Source organism: Shewanella sp. 0m-6, from assembly GCF_052977325.1.
On the sequence record NZ_JBRIMD010000004.1, the window covers coordinates 143623 to 166498 of the forward strand.

Consider the following 22876-nt stretch of genomic DNA (forward strand, 5'->3'; position numbering starts at 1 on the left):
CAATCAGTGCTTGCTCAAGGTTTAGACTATTCTCTAGCTTGCTTTAATTTAGTCACCTGGAGTGAGTGGGAACTTTGTTTTCATTTCAAGCTGTTTATTTGTTACAGCCTTGTTGTAAGATGTTGATTCAAGGATTGGATGACAGAGTTAGGATACTATGGGCGACTTAGCCAAGATGAGTAATAAACGGTTTACCATTCGTGTTACCGTGGTTGGGATCTTTATCTTAGCCACTATTCTAACCGCCGCGATTGCCATTAGTTTGCAATATTACTTTAGTAAAAACATGGCTACAGATGCCGCTGTTAAGCTCTACAATCTTACCGCTAAAAATACCAGTAGCTACCTTACTCAAGTCGATAATCGCGCGATTAATACCACTCACTTACTGTCAAACTTTGATACGCCTGTGATAGATGGTGCCTTTAATCCTGAAGTCAGGCAGGCGTTTGCTGACGTCATGCAAATTAACCCATTGTTTTATGGCATTTATGTAGGCATGCCTAATGGGGATTTTTATGAGCTGATTAATTTGGATGCACACCCAATAATAAGAAAGCAGCTTAATGCATCCCATCTAGATCGTTGGGTGATGATTACCATCAGTGGTGAGGGGACATTACGGCGAAAAGAGCAGTCCTATTTCGATGAGCAGTTTAATTTACGCGTGATGCAAACAGAGCCCAGTGAGTATGACGCTAGAGTTAGGCCTTGGTTTGTTGATGCTCATACTCATGCAGTTTCTAAAACAGAGCCTTATCTGTTTCAGCATTTGCAATCTCCGGGGCAAACTTATTCGATAAAGCTCGCAGACTCCGAAATCGTGCTTGCCTTAGATATCGCCCTGTCATCACTTTCAGATTATCTGGTTATGCAGGGGGAGAGTGAAAAGGGGAGCACGGAGAAAAATATTTATCTCTACAAGCAAAGTGGTGAGCTAATCGCATCGAACCAAGTACAAAAGACGGCGATTGAAATGCCTAAGTCTAAAGAGTTAGCTTTGACTGCAAAACAACGCGCCCTGGTAGAAAATACTGAGCCGCTGTTAGTGTCCAATGAAACCGATTGGGCGCCTATTGATTTTGCCATATCAGGCATGCCTCAGGGTTATAGTGTCGATCTACTCAATCTGGTTGCCGATATGACAGGATTAGAGTTGAACTATGTCAATGGTTTTAGCTGGAGTGAATTAACTGAAAGCTATAAAGATCATGAACTAGACATGCTGCACTCTGTGATTAAAACCGATGAGACACGTTTATTAGGAAAGTTTAGCGAGCCTTTTCTTGAGCTTCCCTACGCGATAGCAACCCAGCAAGGAACGCCAGAGATCACGCATATCGAGCAACTCAATGGTAAGCAGGTTGCGATACCGACTGGTTGGTCGATTATTGAGGTTATTAAGCAAAATTATCCGCAGATTGAGATAGTCGAGATGCCTTCCACCTATGCCATATTGCATGCGGTTGAACAGGGGGAGATTTTTGCTGCGCTCGATAGCAGCATCATATTGCATTACACAGCTAATCAGTTTTTTGTTAAGCACATCCAATATCATCAGCAGCTAGATTTCTCTCCGATAAAACTGAATACCGGTTTACACGTTGTGATGCCTGCTCACAGAGCAGATATTATTGAAATCATTAATCAGGCTTTAGCTAATATCACCCCGGCTCAAATCAAAGCTCTGAGGGCTAAGTGGTTTGGTGAAGGAGTAAAGCAGACTTTATTAACGCAAGGGACTGTGCCTTTTGAAGCCCTTATTGATCTAGCGGCTGAGCCGGAAAACCAACAAAACTTAATTCGTCGTGAGTTAAATGGGGTTGAGGAGTTTGTTTATGTAACCCCTTTTGGTGATGCATCGGCTGGAAGTGAAGAGCCTTCAGCTGGGAATCAAGAGTATTTTGCGATTGTGGTGCCAATGGAGCAGTTACTTGCGACCAGTATTGAGAAAGTACAGCAATCTATTTTGCTCACCAGCATCTGCTTATTGATTATCTTGCCCGTATCCTGGCTGTTTTCATCTCCTATTATTCGACCTATTAAATTATTGGCGATTGAAAATGACAAGATTAAAAACCGTCAATATGATGCAGTGAAGCGAGTTGAGTCAAGCATCACCGAGCTTGATGAATTGGCGCACTCTATGATGGATATGTCGAGTGCGATTAAGGCGCATGAGGAGAATCAAAAGGAGTTAATGGAGTCTTTTATCAAACTCATAGCGCAAGCTATTGATGATAAATCTCCTTACACCGCAGGACACTGTAATCGAGTGCCAGAGCTTGGCCTGATGTTGGCTCAGGCTGCAGAAAACTCAGAACTAGCCCCTTTTAAGGACTTTAAATTTAACTCCGATGATGAGCAGCGCGAGTTTAGAATCGCCGCTTGGCTGCATGATTGCGGCAAGATCACCACCCCAGAATATATCGTCGATAAGGGCAGTAAGCTTGAAGCCGTTTATAACCGTATTCATGAGGTTAGGATGCGCTTTGAGGTGTTGTGGCGAGACGCCGAGATTGAATATCTAAAGCAAACGATATTGTGTAAGCAAGACGCTAAGCCGTCGGGCGAGCAGTCAGAAGAACTGCTTCTTGCAGAGCTCCATCAGCAGCGATCGCAATTGCTAGAGGACTTTAAATTTATCGCCAAGGCCAATGTTGGCGGCGAGTTTATGGATCAAGAGTCGACAGATCGCCTCGCCGAGCTTGCTAAAATCAGCTGGCAGCGTCATTTTGACGATAGGCTAGGGCTGTCACCAGTCGAAGAACTTAATCTTAGTGAACGAGAAGGCGAGGACGTTTATCCGGTCACAGAGCCGTTGCTGCGCGATAAACCTGAACATATTATCAAGCGGATCAATAAGGTGGAGTTTGATCCTAAGTTTGGTATTAAAATGGCGATCCCTGAATATCAATATAACTTAGGTGAGCTGTATAATCTTTCTATCTCACGAGGCACTTTGACCACTGAAGACAGGTTTAAAATTAATGAGCATGTCACCAGTACCATTAAGATGTTAGAGAACCTGCCGTTCCCACCCGAGCTTGCACGAGTGCCGCGCTACGCCTCGACTCACCACGAAACCTTAAAAGGCACGGGCTACCCACGTAAACTCAGCGCTGCCGACTTATCGATTCCTGAGCGGATCTTAGTGGTGGCCGATATATTCGAAGCGCTAACCGCTGCCGATAGACCCTATAAAAAAGCTAAACCTCTTAGCGTTGCTATTGATATTTTGCATAAGATGGCACTCGATGAACACTTAGATATGGATATCTTTAAGCTATTTTTATCGAGCGGGATCTATCTTGAATATGCGCATAAATTTTTGGACTCGGCTCAGATAAATGAGATCGATATCGCTAAGTATTTACAGCCTGAGTCGTTAAATAAAAGTGCTTAAACGATTATTGCTGTAGCGACAACTAAGCTCTACCAGTTATGGAGCTTGGTTGTTTTTATAACTAAATAAATACGTTATCGGAAATTATTGGCTGATTAATCCTTAAGCAAAAAAAGTCATTGTTGAATGTGGCTGTAGTGGTAGAATGCGCGCTCGGCGAATCGCGACCAGAGTCATCACGTTTCTTTCACAGCATATCGCCTATAAACGTCTATTTTCTTCACTATTAATTCGAGTATTTATGAAACGGATTTTGCTGTTAACCCTGCTGGCCTTATCTCATCAAGCTGTCGCTGTAGAACCTTTATTTGAAACGCCTAAAGATATGGAGCCGACTTGGGTCGACGATATCTTGTCTGTGTTTGGTGCTGACGGTGATTTTGATCAGAGTAAGCCTATCGATATGAGCTACTTGCCTACGGCCTATTACACGCCTGAGAAGAAGTTTGGTGTGGGTTTGCTGATGGTGGGCTTATATAAAACAGACGGCGCATCGAGTGATGAGCAGCCATCATCCTTAGTACTAAACTCATTTGTGTCGATGAACAACTCTTATGGTGTTGAAGTTGAAAATATGACCTTTTTCAACGGTGGTAAGCAGCGTTTACAGCTGGGGCTAGAGCTACATAACGAAGCGGCTGTTTATTATGGACAGGGTATCGAACAAGGTAATATCGACGCTAATCACCATGAGTTTGAAGAGCAAGTTTATAGTTTTAAACCACGCTGGATGACGGAAATTACCGATAACTACTTTCTAGGTGTGGGCGCAGATTTCACTTACGCCAGTGCTGAAAAATTAGAGCTGGTCGAAACAGAGATGCCAGTAGATTCAGATACACTTCTGCCAAATAATTTTAGCTCGGGAGTGGTGGTAACCAGTATCTATGATTCGCGTGATTACCGCTTAAATGCCACTAAAGGTTGGTTATTCCAAATCGATGCCGGTCTGTATCAAAACAGCGAATATTCGACGTTCTCGACTTACAATCTTGAGTTAGCAAATTATATCGACTTGAGCTCAACCTCTTTGCTGAGTTCGGCGCCAGGTCTTATCGCTTGGCAGGTACAGGGGCATTTTACCAATGGCGATGTGCCTTGGAACATGTTGCCAGACCTCGGTGGCTCAGGAGCGATGCGTGGCTATATCAAAGGCCGTTACCGCGACGAGCAGATGATGATGGGCCAAGTTGAATACCGTTTACCTATTTTTCAGCGTTATGGCATGGTGTTTTGGGGCGGTGTGGGTAGCGTAGCATCAAAGGTGAGCGATCTTAATGAAGAGTTAATGACTTCATACGGCACTGGTTTCCGCTTTAAAATCAAAGACAATATTAATTTACGCCTAGATATTGGTGTGGGCGAGAACGAAACTAACTTCTACCTTAATGTGAACGAAGTCTTTTAATCATGAGTCGTAACCTTGCCATCATGATAAGCTTGTACGGACTCTTTGGTGTCGCTAGCACTAATGTTTTTGCTAGTGATGCAGCAGCAAAAGACGCAGTAATGGCCGCAGAGCCTAAGCAGTGTAGCCGTAACGCTAAATACGATATTTACGTCAGTGGCATCCATACAGGCACGATGGATCGTACGGAGAATTGGCAAGGCCAAACCGCGCAGGTGATTACTAAAAGTGAGGCCAGTATTCTAGGTATTGGTACTCAATACCATCAAACTGCAACGCTTGCTTGGTCGAACCTAACCCGTCAATGGCTTACCAGCCAGTTTCATCAAAAAGTGACCGGGTTTCGCGCCCGAGATATGCGCGCCAGCTTTAGCGCTAATGGCCTGAGCTCTCAGGTGGATATTGATGGTGATATCGAGCGTTACGACTCTACTGATATTCCGCTCCGCGATGTCGATACCTTGGCCATTCAGATGCGTGAGTTTTTGCTACAAGGGCGACAACAATTTCGCTTAATCAGGCAGGCATCCGATGCAATAGAGCCGTATCAATATTATGTACAAGAACCGCTGACAACAAATATTGCCCATTGGGGTGAGTTAAGCGTCATTCCGGTTAAGCAAACGGGCAGCGAAGAGGTGACTTATTACTTTGCACCTTCTATGGATTATCAATTGGTTAAAGCCCGCTATCACGGCATTATATTACGTGGCCTTATTGAGCTTAATCACTATAGCTCTACTTGCGATAAGTCCTAAGGTTGACGCTTCATTTTTGCGTTTATAGCTAAATAACAAGCACTCTTTTTAGAGTGCTTTTTATTTATGTGCTTTTTATTTAAGTGTTGCAGCAAGGATAAAAGGCCATAGCTTAATTGCACAGGCCTTTCTATTCTTGCAGGTGTTAGCTTAGAGCATCACCAGATAAGCGATAAAAATGATCGATAAAACATAGATAATCGGATGCACTTCACGGCCTTTACCTGCAACTACCATGGAGAACGCATAGCTGATAAAGCCCATCGCCATGCCGTTGGCTGGTGAGAAGCTTAAAATCGTGAACATGATGGTAAAGAAGGCTGCAATGCATGATGGCTTATGATCCCAATTAATTTTGCCTAAACGTCCCACCATGTAAATACCGACAACAATCATCGCAGGGGCAACAATTGCGGTTGAGAACATTGAAAATACCGGATAACAGAAGAGTGCCAATAGGAATAAACACGCAGTAGCAACCGCAGCTAGCCCCGTCTTCGCCCCTTGAGCCGAGGCGATGCCTGACTCTGAAAAAGCGGTAATGGAAGTGGTGCCTAATACACTGCCAATGACGGTGCCGCCAGCATCAGCCACTAATGCGGCGCGAGCGTTAGGTACTTTACCGTCTTTATCGATAATACCTGCATCTTTACCCACACCGACAATGGTCGATAAACCATCGAAGAAATCAACGATAAAAAAGATGATCACGATAAACAGCAGATCAAATAACTTGTCAGCGGTTAGAAACTCAAAATTAAACACCTTACCAAAGCTGGGCTCTATGCTTGGTGGTGCGCTAAACCAGGTTTCGGGGATCGGCGCGTACTGAGTACCGAGCACGGCATCACTGATGAGAGTGAGCGTAATCGAGGCGATAAAGGCGATAAAAGTGGCCAGCTTGATGTTTCTCACCATACAACCTACCGCGACAAAAAGGCTGATAAAGGCTATTGCAACTTGAGGCTGAGTAATGTCTCCCATACTGACGAGCACGGCTGGGTGGGCGACAATAATGCCTGCATTTTTTAAGCCGAGAAAAGCGATAAATAATCCCAATGAAACCGTGATTGCGAGCTTAAGATCTTCTGGGATCGATTCGATCATCTGTTTGCGGATCTTAGTCATGGAAAAGATCAGATAGACGATGCCGGACAGAAAAATACCGAACAGGGCTTCGTGCCAAATTAGCCCAACTGAGCTCGACGCTAACATGCCCTTAAAGAAGCTGTTCATGCTCATACCGGGCGCTAACATGACTGGGTAGTTACCGAAAAAACCCATTATCAAGGTGGCTAACGCGGCAGCTAAGGCGGTGGCGGTAAAGATCGCGCCTTTATCCATTCCCTCTATGCTGCCCAAGATCGCCGGATTCACCGCCAAAATATAACTCATGGCTAAAAAGGTGATAAAACCGGCGTAGAGCTCGGTGCCAACATTGGCATTGCGCTGTGAAAGTTGGAACGTCGATTCCATAAAACGGGACTGCCCCGTACGTAGAAGTAAGCTAGAGATCGCCACAGTGATGCCTTATTTTATTGATGCGTTATTAATGCGTTCTTCATACATGAGGCTCTATGCAGCGCTCACGTATTCTTCTTACATTAGAAATTCAATAAATTTATTGGCAGATACCACTGGGCTGCCAAGTGTTTGGCAACGGACGGTGATTGGGCTGTAGTCACAAGATTAGGTCTTGTGGTAGAGACTTCTGGACCAAATTTCCAGCGATATACAGCACAATAAATTGTTGGCGCGGATTGTACGCAGCTGCTGGTGGGGCGCAAGCAAGACGGGGGGAAATGTGCAATAGATCATGCTTTTTTGCAAAAACAGCTATAACAATAAGAGCGATAACAAAAACAACAGTAACAAGGTCAGCGGCAAAGGCTGACCTTATTACTTGGCAGCCTTACTTATTAGTTGTCGATGCCAGCGTAAAGCGTCGACTAAGCATTTGGATTAACGCGGGGGAAACTGAAGCTAGTATCATCCCTGCCATCAGTAGATATTGATGTGAGTTATAAGATTCATTGACTAACAAAATGCCACTGATAATCCCTGCTATTGGATTCGCAATACTGCCAAAGGTAAAGTCAACCACACTCATACGCTGTAATAACCATACATATAAGCCGTAACCGAGCACTGTGTTTAGCAGCACAATCCAGCCAATCCCAAAGCTATTCATTAGACTAAATCCAGAGGCTATAGCTAGGTACTTATCTGCTGAGAATAAAGCCTCAATGCCTGAGACCAAAAGTAGCAAGCTGCCGCCAATAATGAGCTGCCACGTCAGTACCGTCCACCAATGAATACGTGTGCCGAGTTCTTTAGTCATGGTGCTGCCAACAATAATGCAGCTTATTGCGGCCAACATAGCGAACAGCCCGACAGGGTTTAAACTGATGGAGCTTGGGTCAAACAGCTGCCAAGCCAAGATCACAATAACGAGACCGGATATAGCTTGTAGTAGATTAGGGCGTTTTTTATTAATCAGCCAATGAAATAGCATGGCAAATACGGGCACCGAAACCATACCTACACCTGATAATGCTGAGGGCAGTGTCAAAGCCATTACAAAAATGAGGCTGAAGAAGATGGCAATATTGATGGCACCGAGTTTAACTAAAATTGGCCAGTCAGCTCTATTCGGTAGGCTAGGTTTAATTGCCAGTAAAATTAATCCAGCAGGCAAGGCACGAATCGCTCCTAGTAGCAGTGGCGGCCAGTCGGGCAGAGTAAGCTGCGTCATGGCGTAGGTTGTGCCCCAAAAAAATGCTGGGATCATGGCAATAAACACATTCATAAACTACCTTTATGTTAAGTATCTTTGTATGAAGATATATTTCATTGTGGACCGATAGTTTATTTTTGTAAAGTCTCTTCTTATAAAGTATCTTCGCGTAAAGTATCTGAGTGTTAAGTTTATTAGTGGTGTGCCTGCTTGACGCAAATTAAAGGTGAAAAATGGAAGATATCGATAAGGTTATAGCACAGTGGGCCAAAGAGAAGCCGCATTTAGATACGCTGCCGATGGCTATTTTCGGGCGTATTATGCGTTTGCAAAAACACATCGAGGCTGAGATTGCAGCTTGTCATAAACAATACGGCCTGACCATGGGCGAGTTCGATGTTTTAGCGACATTAAGGCGCTCAGGAGAACCGTTTAATCTCACACCATCAGCCTTGTTGTCATCGATGATGCTCACCTCGGGAGCCATGACCAACCGTTTAGATAAGCTTGAAACCAAAGGCTTAATAGAGCGAGTGCACAGTAAACAAGATCGCCGCAGTGTATCGGTGGGCTTAACTGAAAAAGGCTTTAACACCATAGATAAAGCCATTGAAGACCATGTGCGGATCCAACACAAATTAGTTGAACAGTTGTCAGATGCTGAACAACCCGCGCTAAACCTACTGTTGAAAACCTGGTTAGCAGGGTTTGAAGGCGCTGGAGAGGGGGTAACCAATTAGATTTAATGCCTTAGATTTATTCTCAGGTTTACGTCTTGCGAATTAAAGATGATAAATCATCCCAAGCTTATTGCACCGCAAGGCCTGCAAAGTTGTTGGCCTTGTTTTACACATATGACAATAAGTCCCGTACTAGCCACTTATAGCGAGCTATCCCTCTCAGTTTACATACTGTACTTTCGCCTGGTTGATTTTTACTTTAGGATGCACAGCATCTATCGCTGTTAGTTGTAACCCTATGAATTTTATTAAATCTATTATTACTCTTGGCTTTATGTTCATCAGCTTATTATTTGTGGGTTGCAGCGATCAAGCAAAGCGTAAACCCATTGAGTGCAATACCTTTGAGCGCTGCTATGTATTGAGCTTGATAGCCGGGGAAGAAGCGCTGCAAAGCCACACTGAGTTTAGCCAGCTCAAAGTAGTGGTTGCAGTAGATTATGACGTTGGTAAAAGTACTGAAGTACAAACTAAGGTTAAAAAGTCGAGCGGTTCAGCGACATTTGATGCACTTGCTAAGCAGGAGTTACAAGGTTCAATCGAAGCATTATTGCCTGTTTTGGCGACACTTTCTGAAGAGGAACAAGAGAAAGGCGAGTCATTCAATACAGACTTTATTATGAAAACAGCCGATTTCCCCGTTGAGCCAAAAGTCGAACTAGAACCTGAGTTAGTTGAATATTTCTTTGATAATGGCCAGTTGAAGCTCCGCGGCTATGAGCTAGGAATTGATAGGGTGGGTCATTGGCAGACTTTTTATGAGGACGGCACACTACATTATGACGAGCACTACCCTGCGGGAATAAGAAAGCGTTTTCATGAAAATGGTCTGCTCGCACAAGAGGGATTTTTTGATGAAGGGTTAGAGCAGGGCGAATTTACAGATTACCACGACAACGGCAGCCTTAGAGCTAAGCGTAACTTTAAAGATGGCCAGATAGTCGGCTTCGCTGAATCTTATTCAGAGGATGGAACACTAGATCAACGAGCCAATTTCGATGCTCAAGGTAATGGCACATTACAAGAGTTTTGGCCTAACGGGCAACTGAAGTGGGACACGGCGGTTATTAATGGGCAGCCCAGTGGTGAGCAGAAGTATTACGACCTTCAAGGTCAGCGAATGGTTGCCAAGGCTCTCGCCGCCGCCAAGCTGTTTCAGCAAAGTATTACAGATAACGATGTTGATACCTTTATGGGCTTTATTCTCGATGAAGAGATAATGTTTGAAGGTGCAAGGGTCGCTTATCAACGTATTATTTGGCAGTTCACCGAAAGGATGAAGTCAGGCGCTTTTAGTCAAGATTCAGCGACATTTACTGAGCCCACCCAAATGTTTATTGATGGTGATGAATATTGCGCTTATTTGCCGATGACAATTAGTACACAAACTGCAGAAGGCAAGATATTCAGGAACTCTGCTTTATTGGGATACTCTACCGATATTGGTAAAACGTGGAAGTTTGTTGATGCCAGCGATGGTCACGATGTGATTGGTGCAGTGCTACCGCTAATTCCTAATGATTTGACTATCCCTAAGTTTGCAGAGCCTAAGATAATGGCGCGTGACTAAAGCTTGATGATTAAAAGCTTGTGGTTAAAAGATTGATGATTAAAGCGCTGGAAAAACTGATGATTATAATTGGTTTGATATAAGCATTTTCATCTGTGCTTGAGTGTATCGCTTAGCAACGCCTAATGAATGGCCGTTAGAAACAAAAACGCCTTGTAGCAAAGGCTGCGCAAGGCGTTTAGGATAACTTCTGTTGCAGTATTCAAGCTACTTACTGCAAGAGCTGGTGCTTTACTTTTGCAACTATTACTTTTGCAGCTGGGCTTTTGCCGCTTCAACTTTGGCAAAGTCTAGGCCTAGCTCTTCAACAGCTTCTTTAATCAAGGCAGGGTTTTGCATCACAAGGCCCATAAGTTGCTGTAGCTTCTCTGGTGGAATACCTAGCTGACCAATTACCGCCATGGCCATCATTGGGTTTTCAGTTAGTGTTTGGAACAGCTCTTTAGCTTGCTCATCACTGACGTTATGTTCTTTTAAGATCGCAAGAATCGGGTTCATTGCCTTACCTTTATGTTGGCTAAAATCAATAGGCCTAGATTTTAACACTCATCACGGTTTTTATACCAAGCTAAATCGACAGTATGCCAAGTTTTACCGATTACGACTTTGGTAAAGCGCCTTTATAGCAGCGCTGAAGCATTAACTGCGCGGGTAATAATCATGCTTATAAAGCCTGAAATTGCGCCTTGGTGATGCCATAGTGCACGCGGTCGTCAAACCCCAGCGCCATTTTGAAATAATCTTTTTGGGTACCTTCATGCACAAAACCGCACTTTTGCATGGTTTTATATGAGCCGGTGTTACTAATGTGGCAATCGGCAGTCACTTTATGGGCATCGAGCTCACTAAAGGCAAGATGAGTTAAAAACTTGCAGGCCGCAGTGGCAATACCTTGACCCCAAGCGTGCACTGGCAGTTGATAGCCGACTTCAAAGTTACCCTGCATAAACATAACCGCAGGTAAGCCAGCCATTCCCATATATTGACCATCAAGATCGCGAATAACGACAGTGATGTTATCTGGCCATTGGCCTTTGCTAATCGCCTCTGCGGTGTTTTCAATAATCGGGTTAAAGAAGCCTTGGTAAACCTCAACTGGCGATGGTGCGAAAAACAAATACTCTGCGACCTTAGGATCGTCCAGCATGGTGATGATCTCACTCAGATCACTCGCCTTAATTAACTCAATCGTTAGCGAGTCTGTTAATGGGATTGCTTGGCCTAATTTAAATTGTGTAATCGACAATGTTGCTTACCTAAATAATGAATATGCGCCCATCATAGCGTGGCCAATAAGCTAGCGATTGAACATTTGCGACAAGTTTCAGCTAACGTTTGCTCAAACCAATTGCTGCAAACAGCTTTAGCGGAACAGCTTTATTATTCAAAGTCGCCATAAATATCGATAACAAGATCCCGTGCGCTGATGTAACCAGCTGGGGTTACGCCTAAGATCTTTTTCATCTGGCGGATCAAATGTGGCTGATCGCTAAAGCCATATTGATCGGCTAAAGCGGCCCAATCTGGATTTAACGGATGCTGGTATAGATGGGTAAACAATGCCTCAAACTTCACTATGGTTTGATATTGCTTAATGCTCAAGCCAACCACTTTGCTAAAGGCACGCTCTAAGGTGCGTTTGGTACAAAAACACTGCTTGGCTAAATGCTCGCTGCTGAGCATGCCATTGCTTTGTTCGATAAAGAGTAAGGACTTTTCAACTAAGTTTACCGTGGGGTCAGACTTTGCGATGGTGAGCAGCGGGCTGAGATCTCGCTCAACCTGCTGTAGCAGTGTTTCTTTATTTGCTTGCGCTATTAAGGCTTGATAGCGTTTAGGCGGCAGTAAATCATCTAGCCAATCTATTTTTACGCATTGGTTGATAACTCCAGCTTGCTGTTGCTTAAGTTGATACAGCGCCGTGGGAGTAAAGCGAAAACCTAAACGGGTCAGTGGCGGTTTATCATCAAGGATCAAAGTTTGAGTATTGGCTGTAAGCAAGTAGCTGCCACGGCCTGAAAACTGAGCTTTAGCACTGGTGTATTGATAGGGCTGCTGGTTGGGCGAAATAATATAATGGGCATTCACATTGGGCACCAGTTGCGGCATGGCATCAATGTTGTCGTCAGCAGAAACATCGAGATACCACACCCAATCAATCAGGTGCTTTAGTGAGTCTATTTGATGTTTCCAAGTGATCATAGCTAGCTCGATAAAAGGCCGTGTTTGAATAATAACAGGCTTTAGAGGTTAGCCTAGGAAGATTTGAAGTGCAGAATGATGATTTTTGTATATGTATTATGCAGTTAATGCCTTGTTTGTTGATATGTTCTGCAAAAGTTATTCGCCGCTATATAGCTAAACTACTGCCTTGGTTAAGCTACGCGAAATTTATAGCATTCGCTTGGTGTTAGTCAAAAGGTAGTTGGCATGCAAAGATCAGAAGTCAGTATGAATCGGTATTTATCAGGTGTCTTTTTAGAAGACAGGCCTGTAAGCAAACGGGTATTCAATTTAGTGATTGGCTTAGTGCTAATTTGGGGTTTTAGCATTAACTATCTTGCTGTTGCGTATTTTCCGGTTGAAATACTGCAATGGATAAATCCTTGGGTGTTATTGGCAGTTGTGTTTGCTTCATTAATGGCTGGCTGCTTGATTATGCTCAAGTATCCGGTGCCCTTGATTAGTTTTTTAGGCTACAACCTGATGACTTTGAGTATCAGTATTACCTTGAGCCTATTCCTACAAGGATTTACTGCTGCAGAGGTCGCGTTAGCTGTTGAGTACACTGCAGGCATTACCTTACTAATGATTATTACAGCAACGATTGTGCCTAAGCTCTTTGTTAGTTTTGGTAAAGTATTGTGCGTGGTAGGTGGTTGGATTGTGTCAGTTGAGCTGACTTGGTTGCTGTTCTTTGGTCAGAGTCACGATATGATCCATTTGATTGCTGCACTGAGCATGTGTGGTTACATTGGTTACACTTGGGCCGTTGCTTGTGAGTACGGTGAAACCTTAGATGAAGCGATAGACTTTGGTGGCATGCTGTATGTGCACATTATTAATTTATTTATGCGTCTTCTGCATCTTATTGAATCACTGCGCTCGTAATTTGGCACGAAATGAGATTGAACAAAAGCACAGCCTAAGCTGTGCTTTTTGTTTTTGATTGCGTTATAGCGGATTAAGGTAAGACTTAACCGCGGTTAAGCGCACGGTTGCGCCGCCAATGATATCGAGAAATCCCAATATCGATAATGGTTTGTCGGCGCTAATCCACGCAGACCCAGTTGCTCCTATTGGTAACATGGCCATAGTGGCGGCATCCACATCCAGTATGACGGTACGCCCAACAGGCATTGAACCTAAGTTGATATGACGAGATACCATCTGTTCGCGAGGTAAGATATCTCCTTGGGCCTCACCTGTTGCCTCAACCTTACTGTGTACTCTTGCTCTAAAAATGTGACCTGGATAGGCGTCAATATAAAACTCGGCAAACTGACCCGGTTGAATATAAGCAAAGGATTGATCGGGAATACGCATTTCGACAAATTTTCGCCCAGTGTCCCATAGGTGCATTGCACCCACCCGTGAACCATCGGCGATATAAACATGGGTCACCATGCCGTCAAACGGAGCGCGAACTTCAAGGCGTTTGAGCTCAAATTGTTGCTTACGTAGTTGGGCATATTGCACCTCAAGCTGAGCGTGTTGCACCTTAAGCTCAGCTTTAATGATCTCTACGTTATCCTCGGCATTTTCTAAGTCGCGCTCGCTAACATGCTCGCCAAGGTTGGCTTTGCGTTGATGAGTACGCTTTGCTTGCGCCAGCTTAACTTCGGTGGCTTCGATGCTGCGTTCAATCTCGTTAATGCGCGCCTGGAGTTCATCAATCGCGCTACTGACCTTGTCATCGACTAGGGTGTATAGCAGTTGACCTTTTTTAACATGCTGATTGTGATCGATGGCGACGGTTGCTATTTGTTGGCCGAAAGCGGGTGATAAGATCGCATGGGGCGCTCTGACCGTGGTGGAGTTAGTTAAATCTGCTGGTGAATAAAACCGATGTGCCAAAAACAGGGTTATCGCAATTAAGCAGCCAACAAATACACTGATGAAATAGTTGCGTGGTCTGGACTTGATCACTTTGAACTTAAACAGTAGCCAGACGATAAAAATATAGGGCAGCATTATCTCTTTCATGTGCGGGTTCCTTTAATCCATTGTTGTACTCGGTCCCAATCGGTCACGATAGCGATAACGGCCAGTACCCAAAGCGGTTTCCAAAATAGACCTAACATACAGAGCCAAAAGACCAGTTTGGCCTGCTGCATGCCGCGCTCTTTAGCCAGGTATTTGGGTAATGAGTGTAAGTGCCAAAGCTTTAGGCCTGTCCAGGCAAATATGGCGACAGTGATCAGGGTAACGACCCACATAAAGGCCACTGAATCGAGTAAAACCATTACGCTTGGCAGGCTTTCATAGACTAAATCTGTGTCATGGATCTTCATTAAACTCTCTTAAGTAAGCCACTCGCTAGGCTAAAAAAGGCATTAAATTAAAAGAATATTAGCGTTAGCTAGCTGAACCCAGGTTGAACTCTTGGGGCAGTTATAGAGATTTGTGTCATTAAATTGCTATTTTGATAATGAATCGATGTTTTAGGGGGGAGTTTATTTTGATACGTTAGTTTAGTTAAATGCATTTTGTTGAGTATTTTCATGCTTTAAGTTGGGTTTGCATTCGGTGAAATGCTGCTTAAATTTTATTTATCTTTAATTTTATTTTCATTTAATCAGTAGCTTGCTATCAGTATTTGTTTTTTGGTTTTTTTGGTAGGGATTATCGCTTAAGCGTTTGTTTTTAGCGCTATATGTTGTTTTGAACGATATGTATGAAGATAATCATCCGCGAAATAGCTACTCGGAACGCACCTAATATCCAGTTTGTTGTTTTCCTATTTTTTAATGGGGAGGGGTAAGTCAATGAAGTCGTTCTATAAAGCCATATGAATTGATTGAGCTCTTATCGTTTGCATGACTCGATATAGAATGACTTTTTATGGTGTTGATAAGTGGGTAATTAATAACGATTATAAAAAATGCACTATGCGAGTAGAAAGTTGGCTATATTTTTCACTAGCTATTTCAATGCTTTCATCAGTAATTCATCTTTAATGCCCCTATTAAACAAAGCTTAACACCGCTTTTACCTTGTTGAGTAAATACTTACACAAATTGATTACATACTTCTGTAAGATCATGTCTCTAAAATGAGTCGTGGGTCTGTGATGTTAGAGAGTGAGCTAATGGAATCCTCCCTTCTTTCGTCAGTTTGCTTACTCGCGATGTTTAACAAGAAAGATTATAGGAATAATAATCATGTTGAAGAAAAGCATATTGTCAGTATTTGTTAGTAGCGCTTTAATTAGTGGTTGTGGCAGCTCAGATGACAACACTCCAATCGAAATCCCCAATACCGCGCCTATGCTAAGTGCCGAGTTTGCTCCATTGACAGAGAAGTCAGCCTCAACACTGTCAGTATCTGCGAGTGATAGCGATGGCAGTATCGCAAGTTATTTATGGGAGCAAACTGCAGGGCCAGAGCTAGAACTTACAGGTATCGATTCGGCGCAAATCAGCTTTACAGCTCCTTCAGTTGCTATCGATACGCCAATCAGCTTTAAAGTGACTGTTACTGATAATGAAGGCGCAACGACAGCAGTTACCGCTGACACCAATATTGAACGTATTGAAAATATCTATAAATTAGCTGGTAAAGTCGTAGGTGAACAATATTTTGGCGCTAAAGTGGCTGCGACAGTTGGTGATGAGGCTGTAGAAGGCTTAGTCGATGAGACGGGTAACTTTAGTGTTGATCTAGCTGTTGATGATGATGTTGAGTTGAACTCGAGTGTGAAGCTAACCGCGGCTACAGAATCAAGCTTGGAACTCGCTTCGCTTTTACCTTCATTATCTCAGTTGAGCGGACTTATTGTTGAGGTTCAGGCAAGTCCAAAGTATCAAAGAGTCGCATCTCAAGGCGTACAAGCGGTAGAGAATACGCCTGCTATCTCTGTCTCTGCAGTATCGACGGCATTATATAGTCTTCTCGTTGCTGCCAATGGCGGTGAAGAGCCTAGTAATTTAGAGGCCTTTGAACTCGTTGAAAGTCAGATTGATCCGGATGCCTTGATTGAGGCTGCTGCTGTTGTACAGATCCTAATTAATAGTAATGAGGCGATACTTGAAGACGGTGCCGATCTAGTATCTGTGCTTGCTGACCCTGCTCAATATAATGCATTGGTTGAAACCATTGAAGAGGCGACTCCAGGCGCTATAGAAGCGGCGATTGATATTGTAGTTACCGATCCTGAATTAACGCCGCCAGTTGAAGCTGCTGATATTCCATCTTTATATTACCAAACTACTCCAGTAGCACCGACTTTCATTGCCCGAGGCGGCAGTCGTTATGAGTTTGCCGATGATAACAGTGGTGAGCTTGCAACTAGCTATGGTGTTTCTAAGTTCACTTGGTTGGTTGAAGCTGGGGATATTTTACTCACATATACAGACGCTCAGCCTAGTGCGAGCTACCCAAGTGTTAGCTCATTAGATAAGCTCTCACAAGAGCTGAGAGATAAAATCCTCGCGGCAGGGATCACTCAAGTTGAAGTGAGTAATGAACCAATAACCGAGCGTATGACGCGCCTGACAACAGGCTCAGCATTAGATACTTATCGAGTAGAAAGTGTCACTAAAGTGATTATGTCACCTGTTGAAGTCGATGGTGAAATTATTACGGAGACTTGGGAGAGTACATATTCCTCTGATACTTTGATGCGTAAGTCGGCAACCGCAGGTGTCGAGTTCGTCGATACGAATATTGCCGGTTTATGGGGATTTGAGGTCTATAACGACATAAGCAAAGACAGTAATCACTTTGAAGTGCTGGAATTTCTAGCTGGTGGCAGTGGTGTGAGTAAGGACACTGGTGCTGAGTTTGATTGGTCTGTAACAGACGGCACTTTAGTACTAGTCTTTGCTGACTTTAATCAAACCTACTCTATTATCGATAGTAGTGAGGGTGATTTGGCGATCTATGCTGAAGCTTCAGATAAAGATGGTCAGTTGCTTGCGTCGTTATTTGGCTTCGCGACTCAGTTAGATGCGGCGACAAGCTTTACTACAGAAACCGCTTTAACAGGCACAGAGCAATATTGGCAAACTACAATTAATCAGTGGTCAGCCGACTCCTGGGATGGTGATAAGCTGAATTACTGCTATTCAGTAACGAGTCTGGATTGCACTGCTGCCGAGAGCGTATTTTTTGGCTTCCAAACGCGAGATGACAACTCTGGAACTCGCTTTTGGGACGCCGAAGGCACACCGCCCAATCTAATCAATTATTCTGGTAATGCAATGACTTGGGCCGTCGAGACTAACGGTAAGTTAAAGCATAGCTTTGCCGATTGGAAGTGCTGGGATAAAGACGAGTCTTGCGAGTACCGCGAGTGGCGTTTACTAAAAGTGATTGATGGTCGTATAGGTAAGCGTTTCTATGTACAAGAAGCGCAGGTTTGGCGTCAAAACTCTACCGATGAGTGGAACTACTATATTGCACCACGCTGGAACATGTACGAGCTAATTGACTTAGAGTATTTCAACAATGCTAATTCAGAGCAAGCAAACTCACCGAGTAAGCGACTATCGAGCAGCCCAATGGTTAACTCTGCGGTTCAACGCATGATCCTTGAGCCAAATAGAGTATCTATGCTCAACCAGTAATCTAAAGTAAATATGTAGCATTTTGCTGCACATGATGTTCATTGATAAGGCCTCTTCATCGTCATTGAAGAGGCCTTTTGTTTTTAGCTTAAAGTGTTTTTCATAAGCAGATTCATCCTTTTATAAAATGGTAGTGCCCTTATGCAGAGAGTTAGGTTAGTGAGTCACTGGCCGCTATTAGGTTAACTTCGGCTATTTGGCTTAAATCAAATCTGTGCCTAATATTGAATGAGTATCAGCAACAGAGATTGTTATCTATGTCAGCTCCCCTAAGCTCATCATGCCAGTTACCCCCCGCCGATTGCATTTCAAACAATATCACTGAGCTTATTGGTAATACGGATCTATTACGTATTAACAGTCTCAGTGATCTTAGTGGCTGTGAGATCTTACTTAAGTGTGAACAGCAAAACCCCGGCGGTTCTATCAAAGATCGCGCCGCCCTGCAGATGGTGCAAGATGCTGTTGCTAGTGGCAAGTTAACTGCTGGAATGACCATAGTCGAGGGGACCGCGGGTAACACAGGTATTGGCTTAGCTTTGGTGGCAAAGGCTCTTGGGTTCAAGATGTTAGTTGTGATGCCTAAAGGCCAAGCGCGGGAGAAAGAGCAGATGATCTCGCTTTATGATGCCGAACTTAAGTTAGTGGATGCCTGTCCTTTTGCCAACCCCGAGCACTTTTATCATACGGCAAAGCGTCTTGGGGAAGAAAATAGTGATTACTGGTGGGCGGATCAATTTGAAAATACCAGTAACAGTCAGGCTCACTTCGTTCATACAGGCCCTGAGATATGGCGGCAAACCCAAGGCAAAATAGATGCACTTGTCTCAGTTGCGGGCACTGGTGGCACCATTGCTGGCAATTCTCGTTATCTATCAGCTAAGAATAGACAGTTGCAGACTTGGCTGGTAGATCCCAATGGATCCGGTATTTATCACTACCTAAAAATGGGCGAATATGCCTCTAGTGGAGGCTCTTTTACCGAAGGGATCGGCATTATGCGTTTGGTGGAAAACTTTAATCAGGCGAAGATCGATAAAGCGATCACCCTGCCTGATCTCGACTTGGTTGCCATCGCTCGGCATGTTAGATCGCATGATGGCATAGTGTTAGGCAGTAGCGCAGCGCTGAATGTCGCGGGAGCGCTTTATGCTGCGGCAAAAATGGGCTCAGGTAATACCATAGTAACTTTTTATTGTGACCAGCCAGAACGCTCTTCATCTAAGCTCTACAATGAACAATTTTTACAAGAAAAGGGCATTAGTGAACAGAGTGAAACGGCTGAGGCGATGTTTAGTCGCTATCAAAAACAGCCATTATCGGAGGTCGTGGAAGTTCAGTTTGAGTAGATAATATCGGCTGAGATTGGGAGCTAAGTTATATTTTTATTGATAACGATATAAAACTTTACTCCCATTACTGCAACTGTTCGGAGTTACATGTCATTGTAATTAAGACATAGTCAGTGTCTTTTTGATGTGATTTATTGATGTCATTTAGACATATTTTTGTTCGTGTTTTTTTATTTAGTTCAGCATAATCAACTTGTTAATGTGTTGGCATGTTAACTGCTATTACTTATTCAAGTTTAGTGTAAACACACTAGTTGAATTAAGTAATAGGTGCACATATGACAATCCATGTAAAAAACAATATCCACTGGGTAGGCCAACGCGACTGGGAAGTACAAGATTTCCACGGTACAGAATTTAAGATGACTAAAGGTACGAGCTACAACAGTTATCTTATTCGCGAGCAAAAGACGGTATTGATCGATACCGTTGACCACAGATTTAGTCAGCAGTTTATTCAAAATCTAGAGATGGAGATCGATCTACATCAGATTGATTATATTGTTATTAACCATGCAGAAGAAGATCATTCCGGCGCACTGGTTGCATTGATGGCAAAAATTCCTAACACGCCGATTTACTGCACCGAGAATGCGGTTGATTCGATAGTGGGTCATCACCATCACCCAGAGTGGAACTTTAATGTGGTGAAAACCGGTGACACCTTAGATATCGGTAATGGTAAGCAGTTGATCTTTATCGAAGCGCCGATGTTGCATTGGCCAGACAGCATGATGACATACCAAACAGGTGATGGGGTACTTTACAGCAATGATGCTTTTGGCCAGCACTATTGCGACGAGCACCTGTTTAACGATGAAGTCGATCAAACCGAGTTAATGGATCAATGTTTGCGTTATTACTCTAATATTTTGACCCCGTTTAGCAGCCTAGTCACCGCGAAAATTCATGAAGTGCTGAGCTTTAATGTGCCAGTGGATATGATCGCAACCTCTCACGGCATTGTATGGCGTGATAATCCGACTCAGATCATTCATCAGTATCTTGAGTGGGCGAATGATTACCAAGAAGATCGTATTACCCTGTTTTATGATTCTATGTCGAATAACACGCGCATGATGGCCGATGCGATTGCACAAGGGATCCATGATGTTGATCCGGGTGTGGCGGTTAAGGTCTTTAATGTGTCACGCCAAGATAAGAATGACATTCTTGCCAGCATTTTTAGATCGAAAGGGATCTTGGTGGGATCATCAACCATGAATAACGTGATGATGCCAAAAGTGGCTGGCATGCTTGAAGAGATCACTGGCTTGCGCTTTAAAAATAAGAAAGCGGGTGCTTTTGGTAGTTTTGGTTGGAATGGTGGCGCGGTGGATCGCATTCATACTCGCTTAACTGATGCGGGCTTTGAAACTACATATGGCATGAAAACTAAATGGCGACCAGACGGTAAAGCGATGCGCGAATGTCGTGATTACGGCAGACATATTGCTAAACAATGGGCGCTTAAAGATCTATCAGAACCATTAAAGCAAAACATTGTTAACCGCGAACAACCGAAGGCTGGCTTGGCTGTAGAATCTTTTACTCCAGCAGCTAAAGCCGCAGTTAGCAGCCTTGAAAATAGCGAACAATCTATGCTCTGCACTGTGTGTAATTGGGTTTATGATCCGGCTATTGGTGAGCCAAATCAAGGTGTAGAGGCAGGCACTACATGGGCCGATGTTGCTGAAGACTTTCTCTGCCCTGAATGTGGGATTGGTAAAGGCGTATTCCAACCAATAGCAGAGGCTTAGCGTGATGAAGGACCAACATGATGCACCGATTATCATTATTGGCAGTGGCTTTGCCGCTTACCAGCTTATTAGAGCGATCCGGCGTAGCGATCCCATTACTGCGATTCACGTTTTTACTGCTGATAATGGTGATGATTACAACAAACCAGACTTGAGCCATGTGTTTTCAAAGCAGCAGCTAGCGAGTGATCTGGTGCGAATATCAGGATCAGAGTTAGCCATAGAACTGAATTTTGAGCTACATGCCAACACTTATGTGGAAGAGATTGTTCCGGAACTACACCAGATCTACGCTGCAGGAAAAATCCATCATTATGCAAAACTGGTGTTAGCAACGGGTGCAAGCGCGGTGGTCCCAAGGATGACTGGCATGGCAGTTGATAGCGTGGTGACGCTAAATAGTTTGCAAGAATTTCAACGTTGCCAACAAGATTTGCATCAAGCGGAGCGGATCTTAGTGATTGGCGCAGGTTTGATCGGAGTCGAGTTGTCGATGGATCTTGCCAGTGCGGGTAAACAAGTGATCACCGTGGATGCTTGCGATCAACTGATGGCAAATTTATTACCTGAGTATATTGCCAATCAACTCGCTAAGCAGATGCAGCAATTGGGCGTGCAGCTTGTGCTTAGTAATACGGTTAGCCGCATTGATTATGGCGCTAATAGCGCAATAATCGAGAACAGTGAGCTTAATACTCCTAGTCTTAATAATACTCCTGATCTTAATCATGGTGGGGGGCTGGAGGTTGAGTTAGCGACAGGTGACATTTTTAGTGTCGATCGCGTTCTCTGTGCTGTAGGTTTGCAAGCTAACACCCATTTAGCCAAACAGGCTGGACTGCAATTGGGCCGCGGGATTGTGGTGGATGATTACCTGCAAACATCTGCTAGCGATGTGTTTGCAATCGGTGACTGCGCTGAAATTAATGGTCAGGTATTAGCGTATTTACAACCTGCTTTATTGGGCGCTAACGCATTGGCTAAAACATTACTGGGTCAGGCGACGACACTCACATTACCAGCCATGTTAGTCAAAGTTAAAACGCCACATTACCCCATTCAACTTGCGGGAAATGCCGCTAAAAATGTAAGTCGTTGGCAGCTGGATATTGATGCGAATGGTTGCAGTGTAACAGCGTTTAATTGTGATGGAGAGTTGCAAGGCTTTGTTGTAACGCAGGGACACATGACCAATGCTTTTGCTTTACTTAAACTTTTAAATTAACAGTTTACGTAAGCTTGCCTAAAAGCCAGCTTAGTTGGCTTTTTTTATTGGCTATTTTTTATTGATTATTCTTTATTGGGTTTTAGTTGTCTTTGACTATTTTTACGCTATTCACTTGTAATTGACTCGT

General features: G+C 43.7%; 17 protein-coding genes and 1 riboswitch. Of the genes, 10 read left to right on the forward strand and 7 right to left on the reverse strand.

The genetic code is table 11. From position 1 onward, the window contains the following. Positions 1-157: 157 nt before the first annotated feature. The 3 genes from ACVBJC_RS04595 to ACVBJC_RS04605 all read left to right on the forward strand — a co-directional run bounded on the left by ACVBJC_RS04595 (position 158) and on the right by ACVBJC_RS04605 (position 5572). Positions 158-3406, forward strand: coding sequence for an HD domain-containing phosphohydrolase (locus tag ACVBJC_RS04595; protein WP_447159686.1), 3249 nt, complete (start codon positions 158-160; stop codon positions 3404-3406). Between the two features lie 241 nt (positions 3407-3647). Further along, a complete protein-coding gene (locus tag ACVBJC_RS04600) occupies positions 3648-4814 on the forward strand; it encodes a BamA/TamA family outer membrane protein (RefSeq protein WP_447159685.1) in 1167 nt (388 codons plus the stop codon). 2 nt (positions 4815-4816) lie between these two features. Beyond that, positions 4817-5572 carry a hypothetical protein gene (locus ACVBJC_RS04605; protein ID WP_447159684.1) on the forward strand — a complete coding sequence of 252 codons (756 nt, stop codon included), beginning with the start codon at positions 4817-4819 and terminating at the stop codon, positions 5570-5572. Positions 5573-5722: 150 nt separating this feature from the next. On the opposite strand, the gene ACVBJC_RS04610 is transcribed toward ACVBJC_RS04605, so the two are convergent. Together ACVBJC_RS04610 and ACVBJC_RS04615 are read right to left on the reverse strand one after the other, a co-directional pair. Beyond that, positions 5723-7093 carry an NCS2 family permease gene (locus ACVBJC_RS04610; protein ID WP_447159683.1) on the reverse strand — a complete coding sequence of 457 codons (1371 nt, stop codon included), beginning with the start codon at positions 7091-7093 and terminating at the stop codon, positions 5723-5725. A gap of 137 nt (positions 7094-7230) precedes the next feature. Further along, positions 7231-7330: riboswitch (purine riboswitch) on the reverse strand. Between the two features lie 154 nt (positions 7331-7484). Beyond that, entirely contained in the window at positions 7485-8381 is an 897-nt protein-coding gene (locus ACVBJC_RS04615) for a DMT family transporter (protein ID WP_447159682.1), read from the reverse strand. 161 nt (positions 8382-8542) lie between these two features. Between ACVBJC_RS04615 and ACVBJC_RS04620 the strand changes: the two genes are divergently transcribed. Both ACVBJC_RS04620 and ACVBJC_RS04625 read left to right on the forward strand, forming a co-directional pair. Next, on the forward strand, positions 8543-9049 hold the full coding sequence (locus tag ACVBJC_RS04620) for a MarR family winged helix-turn-helix transcriptional regulator (RefSeq protein ID WP_447159681.1): 507 nt from the start codon (positions 8543-8545) through the stop codon (positions 9047-9049). A 238-nt stretch (positions 9050-9287) separates the two neighbouring features. After that, positions 9288-10619 (forward strand): toxin-antitoxin system YwqK family antitoxin, encoded by a 1332-nt coding sequence (locus ACVBJC_RS04625; RefSeq protein WP_447159680.1) that lies wholly within the window; start codon positions 9288-9290, stop codon positions 10617-10619. Positions 10620-10865: 246 nt separating this feature from the next. Here the strand turns inward: ACVBJC_RS04625 and ACVBJC_RS04630 are convergent, their stop codons facing one another. The 3 genes from ACVBJC_RS04630 to ACVBJC_RS04640 all read right to left on the reverse strand — a co-directional run bounded on the left by ACVBJC_RS04630 (position 10866) and on the right by ACVBJC_RS04640 (position 12821). Next, positions 10866-11117: a DUF2999 family protein gene (locus ACVBJC_RS04630; protein WP_248471200.1), complete on the reverse strand. Its 252-nt coding sequence runs from the start codon at positions 11115-11117 to the stop codon at positions 10866-10868. A gap of 166 nt (positions 11118-11283) precedes the next feature. Beyond that, a complete protein-coding gene (locus ACVBJC_RS04635; protein ID WP_447159679.1) occupies positions 11284-11865 on the reverse strand; it encodes a GNAT family N-acetyltransferase in 582 nt (193 codons plus the stop codon). A gap of 134 nt (positions 11866-11999) precedes the next feature. Further along, the gene (locus tag ACVBJC_RS04640) at positions 12000-12821 is read right to left on the reverse strand and encodes a helix-turn-helix domain-containing protein (protein WP_447159678.1); all 822 of its coding nucleotides are present in this window, start codon (positions 12819-12821) and stop codon (positions 12000-12002) included. Between the two features lie 228 nt (positions 12822-13049). Between ACVBJC_RS04640 and ACVBJC_RS04645 the strand changes: the two genes are divergently transcribed. Further along, entirely contained in the window at positions 13050-13730 is a 681-nt protein-coding gene (locus ACVBJC_RS04645; RefSeq protein ID WP_447159677.1) for a Bax inhibitor-1 family protein, read from the forward strand. Positions 13731-13793: 63 nt separating this feature from the next. Here the strand turns inward: ACVBJC_RS04645 and ACVBJC_RS04650 are convergent, their stop codons facing one another. Further along, positions 13794-14825 carry an HlyD family secretion protein gene (locus ACVBJC_RS04650; protein WP_447159676.1) on the reverse strand — a complete coding sequence of 344 codons (1032 nt, stop codon included), beginning with the start codon at positions 14823-14825 and terminating at the stop codon, positions 13794-13796. Further along, positions 14822-15133 (reverse strand): Mg2+ and Co2+ transporter, encoded by a 312-nt coding sequence (locus ACVBJC_RS04655; RefSeq protein WP_447159675.1) that lies wholly within the window; start codon positions 15131-15133, stop codon positions 14822-14824. Before ACVBJC_RS04655 ends, ACVBJC_RS04650 begins: the two co-directional genes overlap by 4 nt. An 870-nt stretch (positions 15134-16003) precedes the next feature. Between ACVBJC_RS04655 and ACVBJC_RS04660 the strand changes: the two genes are divergently transcribed. The 4 genes from ACVBJC_RS04660 (at position 16004) to norW (ending at position 22746) form a co-directional block, all read left to right on the forward strand. After that, positions 16004-18409 (forward strand): PKD domain-containing protein, encoded by a 2406-nt coding sequence (locus ACVBJC_RS04660; protein WP_447159674.1) that lies wholly within the window; start codon positions 16004-16006, stop codon positions 18407-18409. A gap of 257 nt (positions 18410-18666) precedes the next feature. After that, positions 18667-19758, forward strand: a complete 1092-nt coding sequence (locus ACVBJC_RS04665) for a cysteine synthase A (protein ID WP_447159673.1) — start codon at positions 18667-18669, stop codon at positions 19756-19758. Positions 19759-20039: 281 nt separating this feature from the next. Then, complete coding sequence (gene norV, locus ACVBJC_RS04670) at positions 20040-21521, forward strand: anaerobic nitric oxide reductase flavorubredoxin (protein ID WP_447159672.1); 1482 nt, start codon at positions 20040-20042, stop codon at positions 21519-21521. 4 nt (positions 21522-21525) lie between these two features. Then, on the forward strand, positions 21526-22746 hold the full coding sequence (gene norW, locus ACVBJC_RS04675; protein WP_447159671.1) for an NADH:flavorubredoxin reductase NorW: 1221 nt from the start codon (positions 21526-21528) through the stop codon (positions 22744-22746). Positions 22747-22876 lie beyond the last annotated feature (130 nt).

Coding starts and splice junctions, on each gene's coding strand:
- ACVBJC_RS04595 (WP_447159686.1), top strand. CDS start 158: ATGGGCGACTTAGCCAAGATGAGTAATAAACGGTTTACCATTCGTGTT.
- ACVBJC_RS04600 (WP_447159685.1), top strand. CDS start 3,648: ATGAAACGGATTTTGCTGTTAACCCTGCTGGCCTTATCTCATCAAGCT.
- ACVBJC_RS04605 (WP_447159684.1), top strand. CDS start 4,817: ATGAGTCGTAACCTTGCCATCATGATAAGCTTGTACGGACTCTTTGGT.
- ACVBJC_RS04615 (WP_447159682.1), bottom strand. CDS start 8,381: ATGAATGTGTTTATTGCCATGATCCCAGCATTTTTTTGGGGCACAACC.
- ACVBJC_RS04620 (WP_447159681.1), top strand. CDS start 8,543: ATGGAAGATATCGATAAGGTTATAGCACAGTGGGCCAAAGAGAAGCCG.
- ACVBJC_RS04625 (WP_447159680.1), top strand. CDS start 9,288: ATGAATTTTATTAAATCTATTATTACTCTTGGCTTTATGTTCATCAGC.
- ACVBJC_RS04630 (WP_248471200.1), bottom strand. CDS start 11,117: ATGAACCCGATTCTTGCGATCTTAAAAGAACATAACGTCAGTGATGAG.
- ACVBJC_RS04640 (WP_447159678.1), bottom strand. CDS start 12,821: ATGATCACTTGGAAACATCAAATAGACTCACTAAAGCACCTGATTGAT.
- ACVBJC_RS04645 (WP_447159677.1), top strand. CDS start 13,050: ATGCAAAGATCAGAAGTCAGTATGAATCGGTATTTATCAGGTGTCTTT.
- ACVBJC_RS04650 (WP_447159676.1), bottom strand. CDS start 14,825: ATGAAAGAGATAATGCTGCCCTATATTTTTATCGTCTGGCTACTGTTT.
- ACVBJC_RS04655 (WP_447159675.1), bottom strand. CDS start 15,133: ATGAAGATCCATGACACAGATTTAGTCTATGAAAGCCTGCCAAGCGTA.
- ACVBJC_RS04660 (WP_447159674.1), top strand. CDS start 16,004: ATGTTGAAGAAAAGCATATTGTCAGTATTTGTTAGTAGCGCTTTAATT.
- ACVBJC_RS04665 (WP_447159673.1), top strand. CDS start 18,667: ATGTCAGCTCCCCTAAGCTCATCATGCCAGTTACCCCCCGCCGATTGC.
- norV (WP_447159672.1), top strand. CDS start 20,040: ATGACAATCCATGTAAAAAACAATATCCACTGGGTAGGCCAACGCGAC.
- norW (WP_447159671.1), top strand. CDS start 21,526: ATGAAGGACCAACATGATGCACCGATTATCATTATTGGCAGTGGCTTT.